The organism is Megasphaera vaginalis (ex Srinivasan et al. 2021) (assembly GCF_000478965.1).
Taxonomy (GTDB): Bacteria; Bacillota; Negativicutes; order Veillonellales; family Megasphaeraceae; genus Megasphaera; species Megasphaera vaginalis.
Genome location: NZ_AWXA01000025.1, coordinates 39778 through 65859 on the forward strand (window position 1 = coordinate 39778; position 26082 = coordinate 65859).

At 50.8% G+C, this 26082-nt stretch carries 22 protein-coding genes, 1 pseudogene and 1 riboswitch; of the genes and pseudogenes, 22 read left to right on the forward strand and 1 reads right to left on the reverse strand.

Annotated elements, in window-relative coordinates; genetic code table 11:
- The first annotated feature begins 20 nt into the window (after window positions 1-20).
- From rsmB to HMPREF1250_RS04675, 16 genes and pseudogenes are all read left to right on the forward strand, one after another.
- Window positions 21-1355 (forward strand): 16S rRNA (cytosine(967)-C(5))-methyltransferase RsmB, encoded by a 1335-nt coding sequence (gene rsmB, locus HMPREF1250_RS04600; protein ID WP_023053485.1) that lies wholly within the window; start codon window positions 21-23, stop codon window positions 1353-1355.
- Window positions 1352-2386 (forward strand): 23S rRNA (adenine(2503)-C(2))-methyltransferase RlmN, encoded by a 1035-nt coding sequence (rlmN, locus tag HMPREF1250_RS04605; protein WP_023053483.1) that lies wholly within the window; start codon window positions 1352-1354, stop codon window positions 2384-2386. Before rsmB ends, rlmN begins: the two co-directional genes overlap by 4 nt.
- Before the next feature lie 64 nt (window positions 2387-2450).
- Complete coding sequence (locus HMPREF1250_RS04610; RefSeq protein ID WP_036242714.1) at window positions 2451-3158, forward strand: Stp1/IreP family PP2C-type Ser/Thr phosphatase; 708 nt, start codon at window positions 2451-2453, stop codon at window positions 3156-3158.
- A gap of 71 nt (window positions 3159-3229) precedes the next feature.
- On the forward strand, window positions 3230-5149 hold the full coding sequence (pknB, locus tag HMPREF1250_RS04615) for a Stk1 family PASTA domain-containing Ser/Thr kinase (protein ID WP_023053421.1): 1920 nt from the start codon (window positions 3230-3232) through the stop codon (window positions 5147-5149).
- A 7-nt stretch (window positions 5150-5156) separates the two neighbouring features.
- Entirely contained in the window at window positions 5157-6011 is an 855-nt protein-coding gene (gene rsgA / locus HMPREF1250_RS04620; RefSeq protein ID WP_023053481.1) for a ribosome small subunit-dependent GTPase A, read from the forward strand.
- Between the two features lie 5 nt (window positions 6012-6016).
- A complete protein-coding gene (gene rpe, locus HMPREF1250_RS04625) occupies window positions 6017-6661 on the forward strand; it encodes a ribulose-phosphate 3-epimerase (protein ID WP_023053464.1) in 645 nt (214 codons plus the stop codon).
- A gap of 57 nt (window positions 6662-6718) precedes the next feature.
- Window positions 6719-6853: riboswitch (FMN riboswitch) on the forward strand.
- 80 nt (window positions 6854-6933) lie between these two features.
- The gene (ribD, locus tag HMPREF1250_RS04630; RefSeq protein WP_023053498.1) at window positions 6934-8076 is read left to right on the forward strand and encodes a bifunctional diaminohydroxyphosphoribosylaminopyrimidine deaminase/5-amino-6-(5-phosphoribosylamino)uracil reductase RibD; all 1143 of its coding nucleotides are present in this window, start codon (window positions 6934-6936) and stop codon (window positions 8074-8076) included.
- Window positions 8057-8701 carry a riboflavin synthase gene (locus HMPREF1250_RS04635; protein ID WP_023053493.1) on the forward strand — a complete coding sequence of 215 codons (645 nt, stop codon included), beginning with the start codon at window positions 8057-8059 and terminating at the stop codon, window positions 8699-8701. Before ribD ends, HMPREF1250_RS04635 begins: the two co-directional genes overlap by 20 nt.
- A gap of 55 nt (window positions 8702-8756) precedes the next feature.
- Window positions 8757-9221: a 6,7-dimethyl-8-ribityllumazine synthase gene (ribE, locus tag HMPREF1250_RS04640; RefSeq protein ID WP_023053504.1), complete on the forward strand. Its 465-nt coding sequence runs from the start codon at window positions 8757-8759 to the stop codon at window positions 9219-9221.
- A gap of 576 nt (window positions 9222-9797) precedes the next feature.
- A pseudogene (locus HMPREF1250_RS04645) lies at window positions 9798-11474 on the forward strand (polysaccharide biosynthesis protein).
- Between the two features lie 50 nt (window positions 11475-11524).
- Window positions 11525-12313 (forward strand): tyrosine-protein phosphatase, encoded by a 789-nt coding sequence (locus tag HMPREF1250_RS04650; RefSeq protein WP_023053512.1) that lies wholly within the window; start codon window positions 11525-11527, stop codon window positions 12311-12313.
- 75 nt (window positions 12314-12388) lie between these two features.
- Window positions 12389-12997 carry a polysaccharide biosynthesis/export family protein gene (locus tag HMPREF1250_RS04655; RefSeq protein WP_328512813.1) on the forward strand — a complete coding sequence of 203 codons (609 nt, stop codon included), beginning with the start codon at window positions 12389-12391 and terminating at the stop codon, window positions 12995-12997.
- A 156-nt stretch (window positions 12998-13153) separates the two neighbouring features.
- On the forward strand, window positions 13154-14620 hold the full coding sequence (locus tag HMPREF1250_RS04660; protein ID WP_023053508.1) for a GumC family protein: 1467 nt from the start codon (window positions 13154-13156) through the stop codon (window positions 14618-14620).
- A complete protein-coding gene (locus HMPREF1250_RS04665) occupies window positions 14608-15285 on the forward strand; it encodes a CpsD/CapB family tyrosine-protein kinase (protein WP_023053499.1) in 678 nt (225 codons plus the stop codon). Before HMPREF1250_RS04660 ends, HMPREF1250_RS04665 begins: the two co-directional genes overlap by 13 nt.
- A gap of 273 nt (window positions 15286-15558) precedes the next feature.
- Window positions 15559-17463 carry a capsule assembly Wzi family protein gene (locus HMPREF1250_RS04670; RefSeq protein ID WP_023053473.1) on the forward strand — a complete coding sequence of 635 codons (1905 nt, stop codon included), beginning with the start codon at window positions 15559-15561 and terminating at the stop codon, window positions 17461-17463.
- 105 nt (window positions 17464-17568) lie between these two features.
- On the forward strand, window positions 17569-18006 hold the full coding sequence (locus tag HMPREF1250_RS04675) for a VanZ family protein (protein WP_023053434.1): 438 nt from the start codon (window positions 17569-17571) through the stop codon (window positions 18004-18006).
- Between the two features lie 142 nt (window positions 18007-18148).
- On the opposite strand, the gene HMPREF1250_RS04680 is transcribed toward HMPREF1250_RS04675, so the two are convergent.
- On the reverse strand, window positions 18149-18553 hold the full coding sequence (locus tag HMPREF1250_RS04680; protein ID WP_023053447.1) for a DUF6173 family protein: 405 nt from the start codon (window positions 18551-18553) through the stop codon (window positions 18149-18151).
- A gap of 148 nt (window positions 18554-18701) precedes the next feature.
- Between HMPREF1250_RS04680 and hslO the strand changes: the two genes are divergently transcribed.
- From hslO to HMPREF1250_RS04710, 6 genes are all read left to right on the forward strand, one after another.
- Complete coding sequence (gene hslO, locus HMPREF1250_RS04685) at window positions 18702-19583, forward strand: Hsp33 family molecular chaperone HslO (protein ID WP_023053450.1); 882 nt, start codon at window positions 18702-18704, stop codon at window positions 19581-19583.
- 5 nt (window positions 19584-19588) lie between these two features.
- Window positions 19589-20383, forward strand: coding sequence for an S-methyl-5'-thioadenosine phosphorylase (gene mtnP / locus HMPREF1250_RS04690; RefSeq protein WP_023053479.1), 795 nt, complete (start codon window positions 19589-19591; stop codon window positions 20381-20383).
- On the forward strand, window positions 20383-21453 hold the full coding sequence (mtnA, locus tag HMPREF1250_RS04695) for an S-methyl-5-thioribose-1-phosphate isomerase (protein ID WP_023053474.1): 1071 nt from the start codon (window positions 20383-20385) through the stop codon (window positions 21451-21453). The genes mtnP and mtnA overlap by 1 nt, the downstream gene beginning before the upstream one ends.
- Entirely contained in the window at window positions 21453-22694 is a 1242-nt protein-coding gene (locus HMPREF1250_RS04700) for an adenosylhomocysteinase (protein WP_023053440.1), read from the forward strand. Before mtnA ends, HMPREF1250_RS04700 begins: the two co-directional genes overlap by 1 nt.
- Before the next feature lie 13 nt (window positions 22695-22707).
- Window positions 22708-23991, forward strand: a complete 1284-nt coding sequence (locus tag HMPREF1250_RS04705; protein ID WP_023053432.1) for an amidohydrolase — start codon at window positions 22708-22710, stop codon at window positions 23989-23991.
- Between the two features lie 310 nt (window positions 23992-24301).
- Window positions 24302-25999, forward strand: a complete 1698-nt coding sequence (locus HMPREF1250_RS04710) for a sigma-54 interaction domain-containing protein (protein ID WP_023053444.1) — start codon at window positions 24302-24304, stop codon at window positions 25997-25999.
- The last annotated feature ends 83 nt before the right edge of the window (window positions 26000-26082 follow it).

Here is a 26082-nt window from a genome sequence, read left to right on the forward strand (position 1 = left end):
AAATGAGATAGGAGTTTTTCATGAATGTGCGTGAACTTGCTTGCCGCAGCCTTCTCACGATTTGTAAGGATGACGGTTACAGCAATATTGTCGTTTCGCAAACGATACAGAAAAATAAATTGACCGACAGAGACCGTCGTTTTTATACGGAGTTGGTATACGGTACGCTGCGTCATGTAAACTATTTGGATTGGATTATCGGCCAATTGAGCTCACGCAGTCTGAGCCGGCTCGATCCTCTTTGTTTGGTTATCGTTCGGCTCGGTATATACCAGATCTATCAGATGGATAAAGTACCCGAATCGGCTGCCTGCAATGAAAGCGTCAATTTGGCGACGAAGCTTGGCAACAGCGGCATGGCGAAATTTGTTAACGCCATGTTGCGCGGCAGCATCCGCCGCAAAAGCGAATTCGTCATTCCTGCGGCGGAAGACGACCTCGTCCGTCATCTGTCCCTGACCTATCACCAACAGGAATGGTTGATCAAAAAGTGGCTGCAATGGTACGGCGCCGCCGATACGCTGTCGCTGTGCCGCTATTTTGACGGCAAACCGGAACTGTGTTTGCGAACGAATACGACGGTGACGACACGACAGGCTTTGATGGAGAAACTGCGGCAAGCGGATATCGCTTGTCATGAAGCTGTTCACAGCAGTGAAGGCATTTATCTGGAAACGAATCCCGGCATGAGGCGCTTGGAACAAGTCGTCGGTAAGGGCGCTATCGTTCAGGATGAACCGTCACAACTGGTGGCTCACGTCGTCGGACCGCAGCCGAGTGACGTCATCTTTGACATCTGTGCCGCCCCCGGCGGCAAGACAACGCACTTGGCAGCGCTTGGCGGCAATAAGGCCGTCGTATACGGCTGTGATATTTACGAGCATAAAATAAAACTTATCGAAGATAACGCCCGCCGTCTCGGTTTGACCAATGTGCGCCCCTTGTTGCAGGACGGCATGACGATCGGTGATATTTACAGCGCCAGCGCCGACCGCGTCCTTGTCGACGCACCGTGCTCCGGGCTCGGCGTGCTGCGGCACAAACTCGATCTGCGCTGGCGGAAACGTCCCGGCGATCTCCGCAATTTGCCGCAGATCCAACTCCGTCTCCTGACCAGCGCCGCCAAATGCGTCAAACCGGGCGGCGTCCTCGTTTACAGCACCTGTACGCTGAACGATGGGGAGAACGGCGCTGTTGTCGACGCTTTTCTGAAAGAACACGGCGACTTCACCGTCGTGCCCATCGGCAGCACGTTGGGCTTTGCGCAGGCAGGTCCTTATTTGCAGCTCTTGCCGCAGCGCGACGGACTGGACGGATTTTTTATTGCCAAAATGATCAAAGAAGGTACGCCATGATCGATATCTTCAGCCTGACGAAAACAGCCTTGGAAGCGATTCTCCTGCAGCAGGGAATCAGGCGATTTCGGGCCGATCAGATATTCACGTACATCTACGGACGCCACGTTTTCGACTGGGACGAAATGATACTTTTACCGAAAAAAGACAGAGACGTATTGAAGGCGAAGCTGCCCATTTACTTTCCCAGGCTTCTCGCCAGGCAGGAAGCGGCTGACGGTGAAACGGTCAAATTGCTGCTGGAACTGCATGACGGCGAAACGGTGGAGACCGTGCTGATGAAGCATGACTACGGTAATTCCGTCTGTCTTTCGTCGCAAGTCGGTTGCGCCGTGAACTGCGCTTTCTGCGCTTCGGCCAAGAACGGCTTTGTCCGCAACCTGAGCGTCGGCGAAATGGTGGTACAGCTGCTGGCTTTCCGTAAATATGTGACGCCCGATCTGCACTCCGTCGTCATCATGGGAACAGGCGAGCCCTTGTTGAATTATGATAACGTTTTGGCCTTTCTTCGCCTGATCCACGAGAAAGATACGTTTTATCTGGGATACCGCAATATGGCTCTGTCGACGTCGGGAATCGTGCCTGCTGTAGACAGACTGGCGGCAGAAGGCTTGCCGCTGACGCTGGCCATTTCGCTGCACGGGCCGACGAATGCAATCCGCCGACAGATCATGCCCCTTACCGATACTTATGACGTGCCTGCCGTTATCGCTGCCGGCGACCGATATTTTGCCGCAACGGGGCGCAAGGTAACGTATGAATACATTCTGATCAAAAATGTCAACTGTACGCCGGCCTGTGCCGAAGAACTGGCGCGCCTCATGAAAGGAAAGAACATCCTGATCAATCTGATCCCCATTAACGATAATTATGACGTCGGTCTGCGGCGGCCTGCGCGCAGGGAGATTGACGCTTTCGCCCGGTATTTGAAGGAGCGGGGCATTCCGGTTACGCTGCGGCGGGAAATGGGCAGTCGGATCCGGGCCGCCTGCGGACAGCTTCGCATTCGGCGGGAGCAAGAGGAATCTTGACACTTTTTATAAAAATGTGTTTAATAAAGTGGACATAGCTGAAGCCGTGAGAGGACGTGAAAATTTGACAATATACGGTGAAACGAAGATCGGACTGGTCCGCAGCCTGAACGAAGACGCCTTCGCAATCAGCGAGGCCCGTGACATTATGCTCGTCGCCGATGGGATGGGCGGCTACGTAGGCGGGGAAATTGCCAGCAAAACGGTGGTGGAAGCCGTTCTTTACTACTTCAATAACTATACCTATGCCTCGACCAGGCAGCTGGAAAAGGCGATCCAATATGCCAATTCATGCATCCTCAGCAAAATCGCGATCGAACCGTCTCTGCAAGGAATGGGGACGACGCTTTCGCTCCTGACGTTGTCGGAGGGCAATGCCTTTTGGGGGCACGTCGGCGACAGCCGCATTTATCTTTTCCGTGACGGCGACCTGACACAGATTACGCCGGATCACACCTTCGTACAGGAACTGCTTGATCAGGGCCGGATCACGCAAGCTGAAGCCGCAGATCATCCCGATCGTCACGTTCTGACCAGGGCTGTCGGCGTCGATCAGGAACTGGAAGTCGCAGTCGGCGCCTTTCCGGTACGGGAAAACGACAGACTGCTCCTTTGCTCCGACGGACTGACGTCATCTCTGTCGGAAGAAATTATCGTCGAAGCGCTCAGCGATTATCGCCGCAGCGAAAAAGAAATCATCAGGCGCCTCTTTGACTTGGTCTATGAAGCAGGCGCAAAAGATAATGTTACCGCAATTTTAGCTACTTTATGACATCATAGGCCGACGCGACGAACAGGCTGCGTACGGCTCGGAGATTCGGAGAAAGTGGTGGAACATCAAATATGATTAATCATATTTTGGATAACAGATATAAAATATTGGAGCTCGTAGGTGAAGGCGGTATGGCCAGCGTATATAAAGCGCAGGACATTCTCCTTGACCGCATCGTTGCCATTAAGGTGTTGGACAGCAAATACGGTATTGACCATGATTTCGTCGTTCGTTTCCATAAAGAAGCGCAGGCGGCGGCCAGGCTCTCACACCCCAATATTGTCAATATATATGACGTCGGTTATGATGCCGGCGTGCACTATATCGTCATGGAATTCGTCCGCGGCGAAACGCTCAAGGATTACATTTCCAAGCATGGCCATTTGCCGATCAATACGGCCATGCGGATTACCTTCGATATCGGCGAAGCCTTAGAGCACGCCCATGCCAACGGTATCGTCCACTGCGATATTAAGCCGCATAATATTCTGGTCACCGAGACGGGACGGATCAAAGTCGCCGATTTCGGCATTGCCCGGGCCGTTAACTCCAATGCCGCCGAAATGGCGGACACGTCGGTTCTCGGCTCCGTCCATTATTTCTCGCCGGAACAGGCGAGCGGCGGGCAGGTCGACGAACGGACGGATATTTATTCTCTTGGCGTCGTCATGTATGAAATGATGACCGGCGTCGTTCCTTTTGAAGGAGATACGGCGATCAGTATAGCGCTGCAGCATGTGCAGGATGAAATTCCGCTGCCGACGAAATACAACCGCCGCATACCGCAGCTCGTCGAGCGCTGCATCCTGAAAGCCATGGCCAAGAACGCCGACGACCGGTTCCAGACGATCGGGGAAATGATTGCCGAGCTGCGACTGGCGCAGGGATTCGTCAATACGAATAAGGGCGCCATGCCGATCATCAAAAATAATTTTAATACGCAGAAGCTGCCGCCTGTCGCCGCGCAGGAAGAGGCGGCGCGAAAGCCGGGAAAAGCGAATATTTTCGTTCGTTTTCTCGACTCGATCAGCAACCATTCGAAAAAATCGATTATCGTGACGATGCTGGGCATTTTTATTGCCGCCTTTGCCTGGGCGTTTTTCTCCTTCGGCAATTTCTGGAGCACGGAAGATATCATCGTGCCCGATGTGACCGGGAAACAGATCGAAATCGCGCGCCGTATGTTGGAAAAGAAAGATCTTGCCGTTTCGGTCAAGGAAATGGAAAATGACCAGGTGCCGATCGGAGAGGTCATTTCGCAAACGCCGTCAGGCGGATCCGTCGTCAAAGCTAACCGCACGATTTATCTTACGGTCAGCAAAGGGGCGAGCGGTTCGGAAGTATTGATTCCCGACTTGCGCGGACTGACTGTTGAAGAGGCCGATAAGAAGTTGCAGGAAATCAGGCTTTCCATCGGCAATGTCAGCTATGCCGAAAGCAGCGAGTATGGTGACGGCAAGATTATCAGTCAAACGCCGTCGGCGCCGCAAAAAGCCAAAAAAGGCACGAAGATCGACGTTGTCGTCTGCAAGAAGGGGAGCAGCGAAAAATCGGCCAAGAATGCGCCGAACACGAGCGGCATGACCTTAACCGACGCGATTAAGACCTTGGAAGGCGCGGGCTATACGGTCGGCACCATTTCCGGACTCGATGCGGCGAAAGACAACAGCAAAGCCAAAGTCACGACGCAGACGCCGAAAGACGGCAGCACTGTCGATCTTTCCGTTATCTATCCGGCTGCCGCCGCAACCGATTCGAACCAAGGCGGAGAAACGGGTACGACGCGGACGGGAACCGTCAATATCAGCGTGCCTGCCGGTGCCGCCAATCAACATGTTCAAATTGTCGTTGATGATGAGAACGGCTCGCGCGTCGTCTACGACCGCAACCAGTCCGGCGGTGACAGTATTACAAAAAATGTCAGCGGTACGGGGAAAACCCATGTAAAGGTATATGTCAATAATGTTTTAGTACAAGAACAGAATCTCTAGGAGGAACATGACCACAGGACGTGTCATCAAAAATTATAACGGCTATTATTACGTTCGCTGCGGCGGTGGGTTGACCGAATGCCGCCGCCGCGGCAGGATGAAGGCGAAGGTCGTCGTCGGCGATATTGTTGAAATCACGGAACTGGGGAACGGAAAGGGCGTAGTGGAAGCCGTTTTGCCGCGGCGGAACGCTTTGCGCCGTCCGGCTGTCGCCAATATCGATCAGATGGTGATCATTATGGCGGCCCGGTCGCCGGATCCGAATCGATTTTTGGTCGACAAGATGCTTATGACCTGTGAATATGACCATATTCACCCGAAACTCTGTTTCAACAAGTGTGATCTGGATCGGCAGCAGGCGGAACGATATGCCGCTTTTTACCGAAAATGCGGCTATGAAGTCTATCTGGCTTCCGCTCATTCCGGTGAAGGCCTTGCGGCTTTGCGCGCCATACTGCCGCGGCAGATGACGGCCTTTGCCGGGCCGTCCGGTGTCGGCAAATCGAGTCTCCTGGCGCGTTTGCTCGGCCGCAGTGACCTGTCCGTCGGCGCGGTCAGTGAAAAAATCGGGCGCGGTCGTCATACGACACGTCATTCGGAGATTATGGAATTGTCGCCGGACACTTTTGTCGTCGATACGCCCGGCTTCAGCGCCCTCGATTTCGAACATCTGGCGGAAACGGAAGTGATCGGACTTTTTCCCGATCTGGCCGCCTATGCGGGGCAGTGCCGTTTTTCGTCGTGCCGCCATCTGACGGAGCCGGATTGTTCCGTCAAGGCCGCCTTAGCGGACGGGTTGATTCAGCCGGAGCGCTATGAAACATACTGTAAGATCATGACTTCTCTCAAAGAAAGGAAATGACGGTAATGATATACATCGGACCTTCTGTTTTATCTGCCGACTTCTCACGCTTGGCCGAAGAGATCAAGGACGTGGAAGCCAAAGGGGCGGACTATATTCATCTCGATCTGATGGATGGCCATTTCGTTCCCAATCTGACCTTCGGCGTGCCGGTTATCGCCAAGTTGCGGAATTGTACGACACTGCCGCTCGACGCTCATCTCATGGTGGAGCATCCGGAAACGTACGTTGACGGTTTGGCCAAGGTTGGCGTGACGTACGTAACTGTTCATCAGGAGGCCTGTCCTCATCTGGATCGTCTTTTGCAGCAGATTCACGAAGCCGGCATGAAAGCCGGCGCGGCCCTGAACCCGGCGACGCCGGTAGCAACCTTGCAGTGCGTGGCGCCGCTTCTCGACATGATCCTGATCATGAGCGTCAATCCCGGATTCGGCGGTCAGCGGTTCATTCCGTACACCCTCGCCAAGATCAAGGAGGCCGGAGATCTTCTGGCGGCAGTCGGCAATAAAACGGCTGTTATTGAAGTCGACGGCGGCGTTAATGCGGATACGGCCGCTGCCGTAAAAGCCGCCGGCGCGACCTTCCTCGTTGCAGGCAGCGCCGTTTTCGGCGCCGCAGACAGGCGGGCCGCCATTGCTGCGCTGCGGTAATACTTGTCATGCGTATGCCTTTATGATATAATTCTTCTGTAAATACTATACGTATCATATAGTCTTTGGGGCAAGGTGCGAAAGCGACGCTTTCAATTCCTGACCGGCGGTCATAGTCCGCTAACCTCCTTCGGAGGTTGAACCGATGCGATTTCGGTACCGACAGTACAGTCTGGATGGAAAAAGACGGCAGGCTTGTTTTTGTTGTGCTTAAAAGGCTATTGGAACAGCTCCCAATAGCCTTTTTTTATATGATACCGAAAGGAAGGAACGTGTTGGAACCGATAGAATACATGAGAGAAGCACTGGCTCTGGCAAGGCTCGGACTCGGCTACACGACGCCCAATCCGGCTGTCGGCTGTGTTCTCGTCAAGGACGGCAGGATCGTCGGAAAGGGGTACCATCATCAGGCCGGCACGCCGCATGCTGAGGTTTGGGCTCTGCGTGAAGCAGGTGAAGCCGCCAATGGTGCAACTGCTTACGTGACCTTGGAACCGTGTTCCCATTACGGCAGGACGCTGCCGTGCGCCAAGACGCTGGCCGAACACGGCATTGCCAAGGTATACATGGCCATGCTGGATCCCAATCCTCTTGTAGCCGGTAAAGGGGCCGCCATTCTGCGGCAGGCCGGCATTCCCGTAGAGATCGGCCTGTTATCGGGAGAAGCGGCGCAGCTGAACGAAGTTTTCATCAAGAACATGCTTGTCGAAAAGCCTTTTATCGCCGTGAAGCTGGCGCAGAGTCTCGACGGTTGCACGGCGTCACGGACGGGGCGGTCGCAGTGGATTACGAATGACTGGGCGCGGTCGCACGGGCATTATCTCCGCTCGACTTACGACGCGATCCTCGTCGGCATTCACACGGTGGAAACCGACAATCCTCTGTTGACGAGCCGCATCAGGCGGGACGATCACGACGCGCCGCATCAGCCGATCCGTGTCGTTCTCGATACAAAGGGGCGAATCCCCCTGAAGTCGTTAGTCGTTACCGACAAGACGACGACGACGATCGTCGTGACGACTTTCTTATGTCCCGTCGAAAAGATGCGGGCTTTGAAGCGGGCAGGTGTCAAAATTCTGCTGGCGCCGCTTCACGACGGAAAATGCGTCGATTTGCCGGCGGCCTTGAACTTGTTGTATCGGGAAGAAGGCATTAGGAGCATTCTCGTAGAGGGCGGCAGTACTATTCACGGCAGTTTCTTCGATCATAAACTGGTCGACAAGGTGTATGCCTTTATCGGCAATAAAGTAATCGGCGGTGCGAAGGCGACGACAGCGGTCGGCGGCATGGGTGTCGACAGCCTTGACGAATGTATGACGCTTACGTATGAAAATGCCGAGATTCATGACGGGAATATCCTGATTACGGCGTATAACGCGGAACGGGAGGGAACGTATGTTCACTGGAATCATTGAGGAATTGGGAACTGTCGGCGCCATGGACCGCAAGGCCGATTCCATTCGGCTGACTGTTGAAGCGAAGAAGGTGCTGGAAGGAACGCAGATCGGCGACAGCATTGCCGTCAACGGCGTCTGCCTGACAGTTACGACGATGACGGCGTCTTCTTTTACTGCCGACGTCATGCACGAAACGATGCGCCGTTCGTCGCTGCGCGACATCCGCAGCGGTTCGCAGGTGAATCTGGAACGGGCCTTGCAGCTCGGCAGTCGTTTGGGCGGACATATCGTCAGCGGCCATATCGACAGTATGGGCCGCATACAGCGAATCGCTACGGACGGCATTGCCCGCGTGCTGACGATCGCCATTGAAAAGGAACTGTCACCCTTCATTGTCGAGAAAGGTTCCATTGCTATCGACGGTATCAGCCTGACCGTTGCCGCTGTTTCCGCCGAGGCGTTTACCGTTTCCGTCATTCCCCACACCATGGCGAATACGACATTGCTCACGAAAAAAGTCGGCGCCGTCGTCAATCTGGAAACGGACATGATCGGCAAATACGTCCATAATTTTACAGCGGACTATACGGCGCGGGGTAAGGGCAAGCTGTCGCTGCAGTCACTGCTGGAAAATGGTTTTTAAGAGTTAACTCTCTGACAATACATACATAAACGATAAAGATAGGAGCGTGTACACTATGGCACACATCAAAGAAGGTAATTTACTCGGTCAAGGCTTAAAGATGGGCATTGTCGTCGCCCGTTTCAACGAATTCATCGGCAGCCGTCTTCTCGGCGGCGCTTATGACGCTTTTCACCGTCACGGCGTGAACGATGACGATATTACGACGGCATGGGTTCCCGGCTCGTTCGAGATCCCCCTGGTAGCGCAGAAAATGGCCGAATCAGGCAAGTATGACGCCGTCATCTGCCTCGGCGCCGTCATTCGCGGTGCCACGAGCCACTATGACCTCGTTTGCAATGAAGCAGCCAAGGGCATTGCCCAAGCGTCTCTAAAGACGGGCGTCCCCGTTCTCTTCGGCGTGATTACGACGGAAAATATCGAACAAGCCGTAGAACGGGCCGGCACAAAGGCGGGAAACAAGGGCTTCGACGTAGCCACGGCAGCCATTGAAATGGCAAATTTATTGAAAGAAATTTAAGATACGATCATGCAATAACGCTCCGGCTCAGAACAATTGGGTCGGAGCGTTATTGCATAATTATACGTATTTTGATTATACTATGAAAACTGAATGAAAAGAAATCGGAAATGAACTTCCTGTAACGGCTTAACGTACAGAACGGCGTGAAAACGCCGGCCTTTCTTTACTGTATTTTTACTCTACATTGTAAGAAGAAATGTGCTATACTTTATAAATCAATAAACAAATGAATTCGAAGCCTTTTACAAATGCTCTTCGGTTTTGGTCTTTTCATGTGGTATCATACGTGTTAAAATTAAATAAATTTATGTATTAATATAAGAATTTATTCTATCTCTGATTATTGATCAGTTTATTGTTTTTAAGGATAAGAGGACAATGAGAAAATATTTACTGCCGTTCTTTTTATTATCTTTGGATATATTATCCATTTTATTTGTTGCTTTTTTTTCCCTTTATTTGCGCTTTGACAACGTTTTAGATAATCCCTACTCGTTAATTGTTGTCCACCTTTTACCGGCAATCGTGGTAGCTTACGTGTTGCCACTGCTGATATTTCGGCTGTATACGCGTATGTGGCGTTACTTGGGCCTTCATGAGATAAAAGATATTATTTTAGCATCTTCGCTGGGGGTAGCTTTTTTTTGGTGTATCGTTTCTGCATTTGGATATATTCTGCCTCGCTCTTATTTTTTGATTTCTTTTATTCTTATTGTTGGGGTTATTTGTTTTGAACGAGTTATACTTCACTATATTATTCTCCATGAAGTGAGGCACATGTTGGCCGCTAGCAGCATCGCCCATATTCCTGTTTTAATCATAGGAGCAGGGGATGCAGGGAATATGTTAGCCAGAGAACTTGCGTACTATCATAGCGGCAACAGAGAGGTAAGCGGATTTATTGACGATGATCCGAATAAACAGGGCATGTTTATTCAGGGGAAAAAAGTATTGGGAACAAGGAGTGATATTTCCCGTATTGTAAATGAAAATAATATACGGGAAATAATTATTGCTATGCCTTCTGCAAAGACAAAGACAATTCGAGAAATAACCGATGTTTGTGTTCGTGAAAAGCAATGTAAGTTGACAATTTTGCCGGGAATATACCAGTTTCTGAATGGCGATATTTCTGTTTCCAATTTGCGCCCTGTATCAGTAGAAGATTTGTTGGAGAGAGAACCGGTTCAATTGGATTTTAAGAAAATTGCTGCATATTTAGAGAACAAACGTGTGCTTGTTACCGGTGCAGGCGGTTCCATTGGCTCCGAAATTTGTCGTCAAATTATGCGTATGAATCCGCAATAACTCATTTTAGCAGGACATGGAGAAAACAGTATTTATCTTATTTATCAAGAGTTGTCCAAATTATATGGCAAGAATAGACTGATACCGGCTATTATCAGTATTCGTGATAAAGAAGAATTAAGACGCTTGTTTGAAGAACATCGTCCGCAAGTTGTTTTTCATGCTGCGGCACATAAACATGTACCTCTTATGGAACGACAGCCTCGGGCGGCTATTTCTAACAACGTTTACGGCACAAGAAACGTGGCGGTAGTTGCCGGAGAGTATGGCGTGGAAAAATTTGTTATGATCTCAACCGATAAGGCGGTAAACCCGACGAGTGTTATGGGGGCAACGAAGCAGGTTGCAGAAAAAGTTATTCGTGTTATGAACGGACATTATAAAACAGAATATGTAACAGTTCGTTTTGGTAATGTCCTTGGTAGCCGCGGCAGTGTTGTACCTTTGTTTAAAAAGCAAATCGCAGCGGGCGGACCAGTTACCGTAACACATCCTGAAATGACTCGGTATTTTATGACGATACCGGAGGCGAGTCAGTTGGTGTTGGAAGCAGGCGCTATCGGTAAGGGAGGGGGGGTGTTTTTATTGGATATGGGTGAACCTGTTAAGATCATGGATTTGGCGAAAAATATGATTCGTTTGTCCGGTTATGAAGAGGGCAAAGATATAGAAATCAAGATTACGGGACTGCGCCCTGGAGAAAAGTTATATGAAGAGTTGTTGACAAAAGAAGAAGGAGTGGAAAAAACTCAATATGAAAAAATTTACGAAGCTCCTTTGGAAGAAGTAAATGGAAAGTGGCTGTTTGAAAAGATAGAATCTTTTGGCCAGTGTAATACGGGGGAAGATATTATTCATGTTTTACAAGAAATCATTCCTACTTACAACCCTAATCATACGCCCGATAATCGAAATCTATTGCAAAACTTTGAAGAAATTTGATGTGGGAAATCGCTAAAGGCAGAATATAACGCTGAAGAGGTATTTTTATCATGATAGATTTGCATTCACATATTTTGTATACTATTGAAGGTGACGACGGTTCTCGCTCTCAGGAAATGTCCCTGGACATGCTGCGAATGGCTGTCGAGGCGGGGACGACGGACATTTTTGCTACGCCCCATGTCAATCGCCGCGGTATCGTTCCCCACTGGGAAGACATCGTGACGCGGACGGAAGAACTTCGGGAAGCTGCCGTTCAGGCGAATATACCGATCCGTGTTCATACCGGCGCCGAAGTGGAATTGAATTATACGACGTTGGATTTCTTGGGGAAGGGCGAAACGAGGTACTGCTTGAACGGCAGTCATTATATATTGACGGAGTTGACGCCGCAAAGCGACCCGGAACAGACGGAATCACTTTTGTATGAGCTCATGCTGCGTGAATATATCCCTGTTTTGGCGCATCCGGAGCGGTATGACCGGATCATGACGCATCCCGAACGGATATTGAAATGGATGCAAAAGGGCGTATTGACACAGTGCAATGCCGGCAGCTTTATCGGGCAATTCGGTGAACAGGCAAAGGAGCGGGCCGAATTGCTTTATCGTCATCAGATGATTTGTTTTCTCGGCTCTGATGCGCACCGTACGGATTGGCGTAATCCCGACACCAGTGCGGCGGAAGAGGGGATACGCAAGTTTACGGGGAGCGCTGCGTTTTGGGATTCCTGTTGCCGCAATGCGGACAATATCGTTCGTCATAAGCTTTTTTATCCCACCGTACCGGATTGTTTCAAAAAACAGAAAAAAGGTTTTTTTTCCAGACTATTCGGATAATAAAAGAATATAACCAAATGGGGAGGTTTATAGATGAGAAAAAAAATACTGGCCATTACGGCATTGGCGGCATCTATGGCGATGTCAGCGTGGGCCGCTGATTATACCTTGCGTCCCGGCGACCAGCTGAGTATTATGGTGACACAGGAAGAGAGCATGAGCACATCACCGACAAGCAGTGAACAGACACCGTACCAGATTCGACCTGACGGCAAGGTATCTATTCCGCTGGCAGGAGAGATTTATGCCAACGGCATGACGGTAAACGAATTTACGGATACCGTAGCGCAGCGATTGTCGCGGTATATTATTAATCCCGATGTAGCCGTCAACATTGTCAAACTTGGCGGCGTTCGGGTCTATGTCTTCGGAGAAATCAATAAGCCCGGCGCATATGAGCTGACGAAAGGGCATACTGTCATAGATGCTATTGGCGCTGCCGACGGTTTCAACTGGGATACGGGCAAGAAAAAAATCTATCTCATCCATCAGGACAATACGAATAAGATCATTACGATCAACTTGAACAAGATGTTGCAAACAGGGAATATGGCGGAAAACTATGAAATGCGCGAAGGCGACATTCTCTACTTGACGCGTAACGGACGTATCAGCTTCTCGCGGGACATTGCACCTCTCTTCAGTGCGGCATATATGGCTTCAAAAATAAATAGTAACAACTAATGCAGGTATTAAATAGAAAAAATCACTGATTAGGGCTGGCAGGTTTGAGATATTGCGGCTTATTGCCGATCCTGGATGCTGAGACCTGTCTAATTACTGCATGTGCTGCTGCTATACTTGTTATGAACTACTCAACTTAAGGAGTGAATAAAACCTGTGGATGAACAAGTAATAGATTTAAAAGAGCTTTATGATGTTTTGATAGAAAATAAGAAGACCATTGCTAAAGTAACGGTTGCGTTTCTCGTGGCGGCAGGACTGTATTTACTGATTGTACCGCCGACATATCAATCCGTTTCCTTGTTGAGGGTCAAGCAGGATAAAGGGTTGGGCAGTTCCATCTTGGAAAGTTTACCGACAGGGGGAGGAATGGATTCTAAACAACGGATGAATACTGATGCAGAGATATTAAAAAGTAGAAACGTTATTGTACCCGTTATTCGGCAGACGGAAGAACCGGACAGTGATGGAGCATTTCCGGATTATGAGGATTATGTAAAAAATCGTATTATCACTAAACCGTACAAAGATACGGAAATTCTGGAAGTTGATGTAACCGGTAAAACACCGGAAGATGCGCAGAAAGCCAATACATTAATTGTACAGGGGTTTTTAAATCGCTTGACGCAACTCTCTCATGACGAACAGAAGAATATACGCGAGTTTTTGCAAAAGAGAGCAACGTCATCAAAAGAAGAATTGACAGATGCCGAAAACAAGCTGCAGGCATATCAAGTTGCCAATAAAATATATTCATCTGACGATCAAATGAAGGCATTAGCAGATAAGCTATCGGAAATCGACAAGGCAAAGGCTGAGAATCAACTGAATATGGAAACGGCTAAAGCGGCACTAAGCAGTGTTAACGGGCAGCTTTCTTCGGCCGGGCAGAGTGTGGCGGACAGTCCGGCCATTCAACAGTACAAGACGCAGTTGGCTCAATTAGAGGCGCAAAAGGCCAGTTATGCCTGCAAATATACTGCTGAGCATCCGAAAATGCAGGAAGTGACAAATCAGATCAATCAAGTCCGGGCATCTTTAAATCAGGAGATTGATAATATTGTCGCTCAGCAGGCCCCATCAAGTAATATGGTTCAGCAAGGGTTATTGGCGGATAAATTCAAAAATGAAGCGGCCATCGCCGTCGAAGAGGGCAAGAAGCAGGCCTTAGACAATCTGGATGCAGAGAACAATGCCATTATCGCTACATTGCCGGCTAAGGAGCAAGGGTATATTCGCGTTAAACGTGATGCTGATGTTGCTCAAGAAATCTATATTATGCTGGCGAAACGACTGGAAGAGGCGAAAGTGGCCGAAGTGATGGTCCCCAATGAAGTACAAGTCGTTGACACGGCTACGTTGCCGGATAAGCCGATTAAACCACGAAAATTATTAACTGTATTGTTGGCTTTGATTATGGGATTGTTTTGCAGCAGCGGCTATCTGGTGGCCAAGTACCTCTTGAATCGTAAGATAAGAACGACAGATGATGTAGAAACACATTTGGGGCTTCCTGTACTGGGAATCATTCCTGATGCCAATACGCTGGAAGATTATGAAGCAGATTCATTGAATATTATGGATAAAATGAAATCGATAAGGAGTAAAGTATGGCACAAGTAGACCTCATTGTCCATTATGACGCGAAATCACCTGTTTCCGAAGCCTATCGCGCCGTTCGTACGAATCTGCAGTTTGCCGGAGCGGGAAAAAAATTAAAATATATCAGCTTTACATCGGCAACGCCGGGGGAAGGAAAGTCGACGACGATTGCCAATATAGCTATTACATTGGCACAGGATAAAAAAAAGGTTCTCTTGATTGACTGCGATATGCGGAAGCCGCGGCAACATAAGCAGTTCGGATTGCCGAATAAAGGGTTAAGCAATTGCATTGCCATGGGCGAAGCATTTGAAGACGTTGTAAGTCGCGATGTCTTTGAATACCTGGATGTGCTTCCCAGCGGCCCCGTACCGCCGAACCCGTCGGAATTATTGGGCTCTCCGGCGATGCTTGATATTTTAAATAAAGTAGAGGATACGTATGACTATATTCTTCTCGATATGCCGCCTGTTTTGGTAGTCACCGATGTTGCCGTTTTAGGAAGAAAAGTAGACGGCATCGTGTATGTCATAAAATTCGGCGCCGTTTCTCCTGATGAAGCCAAGGAAGCGAAGAAACGCCTTGATCAAAGCGGAGTAACGATATTGGGAGCTGTGCTTAATTGCGTTCCTCAGAAGCATCACAATAGTTATGGCTATTATTATTACGATGAGAATAGAAAATAAATAAGCCTGTAGGAGACGATAAACGTGCGAAGGTACTTACGGGAAGGCCTGAATCACACTGTGGGCGTCAGCATAAGTGAGAAGGGATAGACGGAAACAGATATCTTGTGTTAAGCCGTTCATGAGAGATGCTCCTTTGTGGTGGTTTGGGATAATCACGTAAATCATAACACAAAGGAAGCTCTCTTTTTTACTATTAATGCAGTTTATTGGCTATCCCGTTTTATGGTATACTAAGGAAAACTATCATTTCAGAGGGGAAGAAGGAATCCTATGAAATTCAAGAAATCAGCCGTTCTTTTGGCTGCCGTGGCAGCGTTGGGGACAGGCAGTGTTTGGGCGGCAGCTGTGCCTGTTGACAGCCCGTATTATGAGTATCTGAAGAGTTTGCATGACGCCGGTTATATTACGGCGGTGCCGGAGGAAGGCGCGACGTATAGCCGCATGGAGCTGGCGCAGCTGGCTGTAGAGGCCGAAGGAAAGGCGCAGTCGAAGCCGATGCCTGTCGGGCTGGCTGATCGTCTTTACGCGATCGAGAGTTATGTTGCTCCGGAAATCGATGAAATCAGGGGAACGGCGACAACGCAGCAAGCGGCGCCGGTAACGGAAACGGAACCGATGTTGCGGAATTCGGCAGATACGTATCGCCCGGCGGTTCCTATTGAAGTGCCTGAAAATACGCGGCAGTCCGTCAAAGCCGATAATCCGGCTGCTATGAGGACCTCGGCCAATGTGCCTGTCGATTCTGTTTATTATGCGTATCTCGAAAAATTGAGCGGCATGGGTTATATCGAATCATTGCCGACAGGCGCTAAGCCGTATAGCCGGATGCAGTTTGCCGAGTGGACGATAGAAGCGGAAAAGCTTGCTGCCGACAGGGAAATGCCGCCGTATTTGGCTGATCAGCTTCACGCCATCGAGGCTTATGTTGCTCCGGAGGTAGCCGTTTTGCGTGGAGAAACGGTACAGGATACGTTAAAACTGCGTGAGGTGACGGCCGCTCTTGCCGTTAACAGCGGTACGACAGGCGCTTATCGGTATAACGGGCCCCATGCGCATTGGCAGCCTTTCGGCATGAATAATAACGGCTATCGCTACGGAGACGGCGCAAACGGCATTGTCAGTGCCAGTATCGCCGGTAATATCGGTCACGAAACGGCTATCGCCGTGCGTCCCCGTTTCAGCTATGACAAAGATCAGCAGTTCAAAGCCGGTCTCGAAGAAGGGTATATCAAGACTCGTACGGGCGTAATGGCCTGGGAACTTGGGAAAGAAGCCATGGTCTGGGGGCAGGGAGCGACAGGGAGTCTGCTTCTCGGCAACAATATGAAACCGTTGACGACAATTCAGGCCCACCTGGTAAAGCCCCATAAAATAGGCGGTTTCTTCCGTTTTCTCGGGGAGGCTGATTTCCACTTGTTCTACGGCCAATTGGAAGGCGATCGTTCCGATTCGGCGAAGGCTCTCGGCCGAAAGGATTATGATCATGTCGGGCTTTTTGGCCTTCGTGCCGATTTTACGCCGACAGACTATTTTACCTTCGGTTTGAGCCGCGTTTCCATGCTTGGCGGTGACGGCAAGGGATTGAGCCGATCCGATTGGGGCCATTGGCTGACCGGTACCAACGCCGATTCGACAGAATCTGACCGCTGGAACGATATTGCCGGTTTCGACTTCCGTCTCCGCTTCCCCGGCGTGCAGTGGTACGGCGAAGTATACGGCGAGGATCAGGGCGGATTTATGCCGACGAAACGAGCGTATCGCCTTGGCGTGTATATTCCGCGGCTGACCCATGACGGTTCGTGGGATATGACGATTGAAGGCGCCCAGACGACGCCTGTCTGGTATACGCATTGGACGTATCAGAACGGTTGGACCTACAGTGATAATATCATCGGCGACGCCATGGGCGGAAACAGCCGTAAGTATTATATCGGCGTCAAGCATTATCTCCCGAAAGAAGCATATATCGGATTTTACGTCATGCATATGGACATGGACAGAACTGCGACGTATCATCCTGTCGTCAATGAAGCGGCTTTTATGGGGCAGAAAAAAATAAGTGACGATGTCGTTCTCAACGGGACCTTGGGATATGCCCAGGTGAAACATGGTAACTATGACGACGACACGGATAACAATCTCTTTGCCATCGGTTCTCTCCAGTGGCGTTATTAAGTTCGGCAGATATTCTTACGGGTCCGTCCCATCGGCTTTGCTGCGGGACGGATTTCCTGTTTATTTTCAGCAGTGCGGCTGCTATGACCGTATCGGGTAGATTTTATGAAAAAAATTAGTTTCTTTGCTCTCACTTTGCTCTTGATTTGTTTTATTTGGCACAATTCGCTGGTCGACGCGCCGCATTCGACGGCTGTCAGTCGCCAGGTTCTGGCCTTTTTGAACCGAGCGTTGGCTATGTTGACCATTTCGCAGCCCTTGGCGCTGACTGAGCATCTTGTCCGCAAAGCGGCGCATTTTACGGAATTTTATTTTCTGGGAAGCGCGTTGTTTTCCACCGTTTATGCTTTTGGGAAGCGTAGAACGGCCTTTTTCCTGACGGTCATCATCGGCGGTTTTGTCGCCGTCATCGACGAGCATCTCCAGTTGTACAGCCCCGGCCGCAGCAGCCAAGTGTCCGACGTGTTTTTGGATAGCGGCGCCGTGCTGACGGCGGCAACCGCTTTGCAGCTGGTCGTGTATTGGCTGCGGAACAAGAAATGACGTTGCCGGTGCTTAATGCGGTTTTACGATGTGACATATCTTTGCGCGCCCAGTCTGCGGCGCGCAGCCGGCGTTGGCCGCTGACAGCATTGTGGGGAATGAGATAAAAAAATGTCGTGCAGAAAATCCTGCACGACATTTTTTATGCGCCTACGTCCGGTTCATTTTTGGTGTTAAAGCCGATAATGCGTCGCGGTTGTTCCGGATCTGTTCGTTTGACGGCGACGAGGAGAAGATTCAGTTGTGAGAGGTGCTGCACCAGTTCGACGGATGAGCCGTCAGTCAGTTCTCCGTAAAAAACGATCATATTGGGATCCCAGTACCCGACATCCTGAATGCTGAAAGTAATATTGCCTGATGAGACGAGGCGGCCGCCGGCCTGCATATCGTCCGGCAGCTCGGCTTCGAAGTTATTGATCAGGGCCACGATCCGCTGATACATGTCGGAAGCCAAATAGGTATTTTCCCCATCGGTTTCTTCCGCCAGTGTTTCCGGAAGGACGGTTAAGGCGTCCGTATTCTTTGCGATTTCCGTTTCTGTTGTCATCCAATCACCGACCTTTCTGTTCCTTATTGACAATATTCCAGACAGGTCCGATAATCTCCTGCCGGTAAATTGATTTTTTTCTCATTTTTGCGCTGCGCCATATCTTTGTAGTATAATAAAAAGCAATCTACAAGAGAGGATTACATACATGCGCTATACAGATCAAATCGTCCATTATACGGCAGACGAAAATATTCGCGTAGCCATTGCCTTGACCCGGGAGATTACGGAAACGGCGCGGCTGCAGCACCATTTGTCGCCCGTTGCCTGCGCCGCTTTGGGCAGGGCTATGACCGGCGCCTTGCTTCTGGCAGGGGATTACAAAAATCATGAAGGCGTGTCGCTGCGTTTTGACGGCAAGGGGCCTTTAGGTGCTATCCATGTCGATTCCTTCCGTACGAATCGCGTCCGCGGCTATGTCGATCATCCGACTGTAGACTTGCCGCTGAAGGAAAACGGCAAGCTTGATGTGGGGCGAGCCGTCGGCACGGACGGCGTACTGTCGGTCACCCGTTTTACACCGGAAAAAACGACATATACGAGCCAGTCCGATCTCGTATCCGGCGAAATAGCCGAAGATCTGGCTTATTACCTGTATACGTCCGAACAGATTCCGGCGACGATCAATCTCGGCGTCCTCGTCGACAGGGATTATACGATCGCCGCATCCGGCGGTTTTTTGGTGCAGGCACTGCCCGGCGCTGCCGATGACGACTTGGCCCGCATCGAAGCGAATCTCGGCAGATTGGCGCCGATTACGACGTATTTACGTGAACATGAGAATGCCGAAGGGCTGATTGAAACTATTTTTGACGGCTTCCATTATAAGGAATTGTACCGCCAGCCTCTTTACTGGCGTTGTACGTGCTCTCTGCAGCGAATTGAAAACGTCCTCCTGTCGTTGCGCCGGGAGGACAAGGAAGCGTTGTTGAAGGATCCGCAAGTGGAAATGACCTGTCATTACTGCGGCAGCAAATATGTCATCAGTCACGATGACTTAGTAACGTTGTTTTCAGAAAATAAGGGGTGATCAGCATGGGACTCATTGCGATTATCGGCGGTACCGGCGTCTGTGATGCCACGATGCTAGAACATGTCAAAGAAGGACAGCAGCAGAATTATTACGGTACGATCCGGTACATGCAGGGTACTTATAAAGGAAAGGATATCGTTTTTTTGCCGCGCCACGGCAAAACGCATTCGATTCCGCCGCATTTGATCAATTACCGCGCCAACATTTTGGGGTTGAAAAAGCTCGGCGTAACGGCGATTTTATCGACGACGGCAGTAGGTTCATTGAATCTTGACGACAGGCCTGATGATTTTGTCTTGCCAGACCAGTTTCTCGATTTCACGAAATCGCGACACACGTCCTTCTTCGACGGCGGGCAGAACGGCGTCGTTCACGTCGACATGACCGATCCCTACTGCCCGGCGCTGCGCGAGACGGTGATGCAGGCAGGCGTGGCGCTGGGGTATTCCGTCCATAACGGCGGCACCTACGTTTGCACGGAAGGTCCGCGTTTTGAGACACCTGCGGAAATCAGGATGTTCGCTCAATTCGGCGGCGATCTCGTCGGGATGACCAATGTCCCCGAAGTTTGTCTTGCCAGGGAAGCCGAGATCTGCTACGCTACCGTCTCCATGGTTACCAATTTTGCCGCCGGCATTTCGCCGCAGCCGCTGACACATGAAGAAGTTGTGGAAAGCATGGCCAAGAATTCACTGCGTTTGCGGACGTTGCTGATGCGGGCGATCGAGCTGTACGCCGAAGGGGAAGATTGTTCTTGCCGCCATACGCTGCAGGCTTACGGAGGGTTTTCTGTCTGATGGAAACGCTGCATTGGAAAGGGAATGAACTGCTGCTGCTGGATCAGACGGCGCTGCCGTTGCAGGAGCGCTACTTGTCTTGCCGTTCCTGGCAGGACGTGCGCCGGGCCATTGCCGTTCTCGCTGTCCGCGGCGCGCCGGCCATCGGCGTCGCCGCCGCCTATGCCGTTGTCCTGGCGGCTAGAGCGCTGGTGCAGGGCGGCGTTGCCGATAGTGCCGCTTTGCTAACGCAGCTGCACGCCATCTGCCTTGACCTCGACGCGGCAAGACCGACGGCGGTCAATCTGCATTGGGCCTTAGCGAAGATGGAACGGCGGGCCGCCGAGTTGCAGGCCGAAAACGACCCGGCCCTGATTGTGGACGCATTGGAAGCGTTAGCTAATGCTATCTGCGCCGAAGATATCACCGTCAATCGGCGCCTTTCGGCGTACGGCGCCGCATGCCTGTGCAAGGCGGGAAAGAAGCTGCATATCCTGACGCATTGCAATGCCGGCGCGTTGGCGACTGCCGGCATCGGCACGGCTCTCGGCGTGATCCGGGCCTTGCATGCGCGCGGTCTCGTCAATATGGTTTATGCCGACGAAACGCGGCCGCTGTTGCAAGGCGCCAGACTGACGGCAACGGAACTGCATGCCGACGGTATTCCCGTTACGCTGATTACGGATAATATGGCGGCCTGGGTCATGCGGACGAAGGAGATCGACGCCGTTATCGTCGGCGCCGACAGGATTACGGGAAACGGCGATACGGCCAACAAGATCGGCACTTACGGGGTGGCGATCCTGGCCAGGGAGCACCGCATTCCTTTTTATGTCGCCGCGCCGATATCGACTTTCGACCTGCAAATGGAAACAGGCGTATCGATTCCGATTGAAGAGCGGGACCATCGGGAAGTCCGGCAATTTCAGGGGCAGGCGTCAGCACCGGCGGACGTCGCCGTTTTCAATCCCGCTTTCGACGTAACGCCGCACGAGTATATTACCGCCATTTTTACGGAAGCAGGCGTAATTTCCGAACCTGATGAGAGACAGGTGACGCAATTTTTTCAGAAAAAGGGAGTGGTTTTGTAATGGAATCAATCATTCGTGACCGTTCTTTGGCCAAAAGCGGTCAGCAGAAGATCAGGTGGGTAGATCACTACATGCCGACGCTGAACGCGATTGGCGACAGCTTAAAAAAAGAACAGACTTTTCGCGGCAAAACCGTTGTTGTCAGCGTCCATCTGGAAGCCAAGACGGCGTATCTGGCGACGGTGCTGAGCCGCGCCGGCGCCAACGTTGTCGTGACAGGCAGCAATCCGCTTTCGACACAAGATGACGTCGCCGCCGCTCTGGTCGAAGACGGATTGACCGTTTATGCTACATACGGCTGCACGGAAGAGGACTATTTTATGTATTTGCATCAGGCCTTGGATCATCATCCGGAGATCATCATCGACGACGGCGGCGATCTCGTCGGCCTTCTCCACACGTCGCGGCAGGACGCGCTGGAGAACCTTCTCGGCGGCACGGAAGAAACGACGACTGGCGTCAATCGCCTTCACGGCCTCGATAAAGCGGGGAAGCTGCGCTTTCCCATGATTGCAGCCAATGATTCGTATTGTAAGTATCTTTTCGACAATCGTTACGGCACGGGACAGTCGACTTGGGACGGCATTATGCGTACGACAAATCTGACCGTTGTCGGCAAAAAAGTCGTCATCGGCGGTTACGGTTGGTGCGGCCGCGGCTGCGCCATGCGCGCCAAGGGACTGGGAGCCCATGTTATCGTCACCGAAGTTGATCCGATTAAAGCCATTGAAGCTGTTTTTGACGGTTTTGAGGTCATGCCTATGGCGGCGGCTGCCAAAGTAGGGGATATTTTTGTGACCCTGACCGGTGATAAAGACGTTATACGCGGTGAACATATGAAAGAGATGAAAGACGGTGTCCTGCTGGCCAATGCCGGTCACTTTGACGTGGAAATCAACAAGCCGGAACTGGAAGCTCTGGCAGTCCGCCACTTTGCGGCGCGCCATAATATTGAAGGGTATGAATTGCCGAACGGCCATATCATCAATCTGCTGGCAGATGGGCGTCTGGTCAATCTCGCCGCCGGTGACGGCCATCCTGCTGAGATTATGGATCTGTCCTTTGCCGTTCAGGCTCTGGCGGCGAAGTATATCTTGGAAAATCACGGCACGCTGGAAAATCACGTTTATGTCCTGCCTCACACGATTGATACGGAAATTGCCTCCATCAAGCTGAAATCGATGGGCTACGGTATCGATACGCTTTCGGCAGAACAGCGGAACTATTTGAATCTTGATTAGGAAAGGCGGACCGATGACGAAAACATTGTTGAAAAATATTGCGCTCTATCGCAACCATATCGTCGAAGAAGGGAAAAATCTCGTTATTACCGATGACCGGATCACGGCCTTTCCGGCAACTGCCGATGGAGATTATGACGTCGTGATTGACGGCAAGGGCATGTTGGCCACGCCGGGTTTTGTCAACACGCATAATCATATTGCCATGACGGCTTTTCGCAGCTATGCCGATGACATGCGGCTCATGGATTGGCTGGAAAAGAAAATCTGGCCGGCAGAAGCGAAATTGGACGGTGATATCGTCTATGCGCAGGCGCGGTTGGGGATTGCCGAAATGCTCCGCTGCGGCACGACAAGCTTTGCCGATATGTATTTTTTCATGGACGATGTGGCGCGCGCCGTCGAAGAGACCGGTATCCGCGCCGCTTTGAGCCGCGGCCTTACGGGGATTACGCCGAATGCCCAGGCGGCGTTGCAGGAGAATAAGGATCTCTTCCGGACGTGGCACCGCCGTGGCGACGGCCGGATAACCGTCATGTTCGGCCCGCACGCACCGTATACCTGCCCGACGGCGTATATGCGGCAAGTCGTGGCGGCAGCCGGCGAACTGGGCGCCGAAATTCACATGCACCTTAGCGAAACGAAGGGCGAAGTCGAAACGGTCCGCAAGGAATACGGCAAGTCCCCCATTGCCTGGGCCGACGACCTGGGCGTATTCGACTGTGGCTGCCTGGCGGCGCACTGTGTTTGGGTCGATGACGACGACATCGATATTTTAGCGGCGAAACACGTCCGTGTCGCCCACAATCCCGGCAGCAATCTGAAATTGGCCAGCGGCGTCGCGCCTGTTCCCAAGCTGCTGGAAAAAGGCGTTATCGTCGGTCTGGGAACGGACGGCGCCTCGAGCAACAATAATCTCGATATAATGGAAGAAATGCATTTAGCGGCGTTGATTCATAAAGCCGATACCTTTGATCCCCTTGTCATTCCGGCGGAAAAAGCCGTTCATTTGCTTACGGAAGGCGGCGCAAAGGCACTGGGATACAGCGATATCGGCAAGCTGGAAGTCGGTTGGAAAGCGGATATCACGCTTATTGACAGAGAAGGCCTGCACTGGTATCCGAAAAATGACACCTTATCCCTGCTGGCCTATGCAGCGAACAGTTTTGATGTAGATACGGTGTTCGTCAACGGCAAGCTGCTTCTGCAGAACAAAGAATTTACGACGCTGGATATTGAAAAAATAAAATACGAAGCGGAACGAAGCAAAGAAAAGATGTTGAGTTCCCTTTCCTGAGGCAAAAGGATCTGTCACCGCTGGCAGATCCTTTTTAGCGTATGGAAATGACAAATACCGGCACGCTTTGCGCTTTCGATATCGTCTCGGCTGCATGAATGAAAAGGAAGGCGGCATTGACGCATGGGTTTGCTGAGCGCCGGCTGCTGATCACCACCGCGGTGTGCTTGACCGTATCGCGTCCTTTTTATAAAGACAATTGTTCGTAACAAAAAGCATGACGGCTTGCAGCGCTTTTCCTTATTACGTTATAATAATAAAAAAAGATGAATAACAAGGAATGAAGGGACCCGGAAAGGGGAGACAGCGCATGGAAAATGGCAGGTTCACGACAGCTGATTACAGTTGTGCCTTTAATGCCTTGTATTGTTCGCTGATTATCGTCGACAACGAGGGACATATTGTTTGCAAGAATGAGTCGTCAAAGCGTCTTGTGGAAGAAACCGGCGTCAGTTACGAAGAAATATTGGCATCTTTCAGCAGTCAAATCGATCTGGTGAAAGGGCAGGGGCGATTTTCCATGCAGAACGGAGAAAATTGGATCATCTGCCATGTCTATCCGTGGCTGCGCGCAGGCGGCCGGAACGGCAGTATTTTGGTGCTGCATGAATCGGGACATGAAGTCTGCTCTCAACAGGAGCTGGATATTGTCAACACGACATTCAGGGAAATGAATGCGATCTTGGAGTTGGCGACAGACGGAATTATCGTAACCGACAGGCAAGGAATCATTGTTCGCGTCAATGCGGCTATTGAGAAAACCTTTGGAGTCGACAGGCGTTCTCTGCTCGGCTACGCTGCAGATGAAATCGTCGCCCAAGGCATCTTCAAGGAAGGAATCGTCAAGCAAGTACTGGAATCGAAGAAACGGGTGACCGTGTCTTCCGATTTTAAGGATAAAATGCTCGTTTATACGGGCATTCCCATTTGTGATTCCCACAAACGGCTGACCAGCGTCGTCGTAAATATTCAGGACGTTTCGGCATTGAATCTGTTGCGTCAGAGTCTTGAGCAGGAAAAATTGAAGGTCAGACAAATGGTCGTAATGAATATTGAAAAGAACGGCGATCTGATCGTCAACAGCAGCAAGATGAAGCAAACGATGGAAAAGATTCGTATCATATCCGATGTCGATTCGATCGTTCTCCTGACGAGGGAATCGGGGACGGGAAAAGAGGTTATTGTCAATGAAATTTACCGCAGGAGTCGCCGGAACGGCAAAGCGTTCGTAAAAATCAATTGCGGCGCCATTCCCGATTCGTTGTTCGAATCGGAACTTTTCGGCTATGAAAGCGGGTCCTTTACAGGAGCGCGGCATCAGGGCAAACTCGGTTTCTTTGAATTGGCCGATAAGGGAACGTTGCTCCTTGACGAAGTCGGTGAACTGAGTTTGGCGGCACAGGTCAAGCTCTTGCGCGTTATTCAGGAGAAGGAAGTTCTGCGGATCGGCGCCGCCAAGCCGAAAGCTGTCGATGTCCGGATCATTGCGGCGACGAATCGCAATCTGTGGGAAATGGTCAAGGAAGGCACTTTCCGGCAGGATCTGTATTATCGACTCAACGTCATCCAGATCAATGTTCCGCCTCTTCGGGAGCGGCGCGAAGATATTATTCCGTTGACCCGTTTTTTTATCGAGAAGTTCAATAAGCGCTATCATAAGCGGAAAAAGCTTTCCATCGATTTGGCTCGCGTTCTGATCAATATGAACTGGTACGGCAATACGAGAGAGCTTGAAAACGTCATCGAAACGATGATTGTGCTGACGCCGTCCGACCTGCTCATGCCGAAGGATCTGCCGGATAAATACACTAATGAGCGGGAAGCGGCGGCAGTTACCGTAGCAGGAATCATTCCGCTGCAAGACGCGTTGCGGGAGACGGAGCGGCAATTGTTGGCGAATGCCAGAATGCGATATAAGACTACACGGGAAATAGCGAACGCCCTTAAAGTGAATCAATCTACCGTATCCAGAAAATTACGGGAATTCGACATCACATTGATGCATTAACGCATCAATGTGATGTCGCCTTGCATCAATAATAAATGGCACAGGAATAGAGTCAGTTGGAAGATGATAAGGGACGTCCTTGA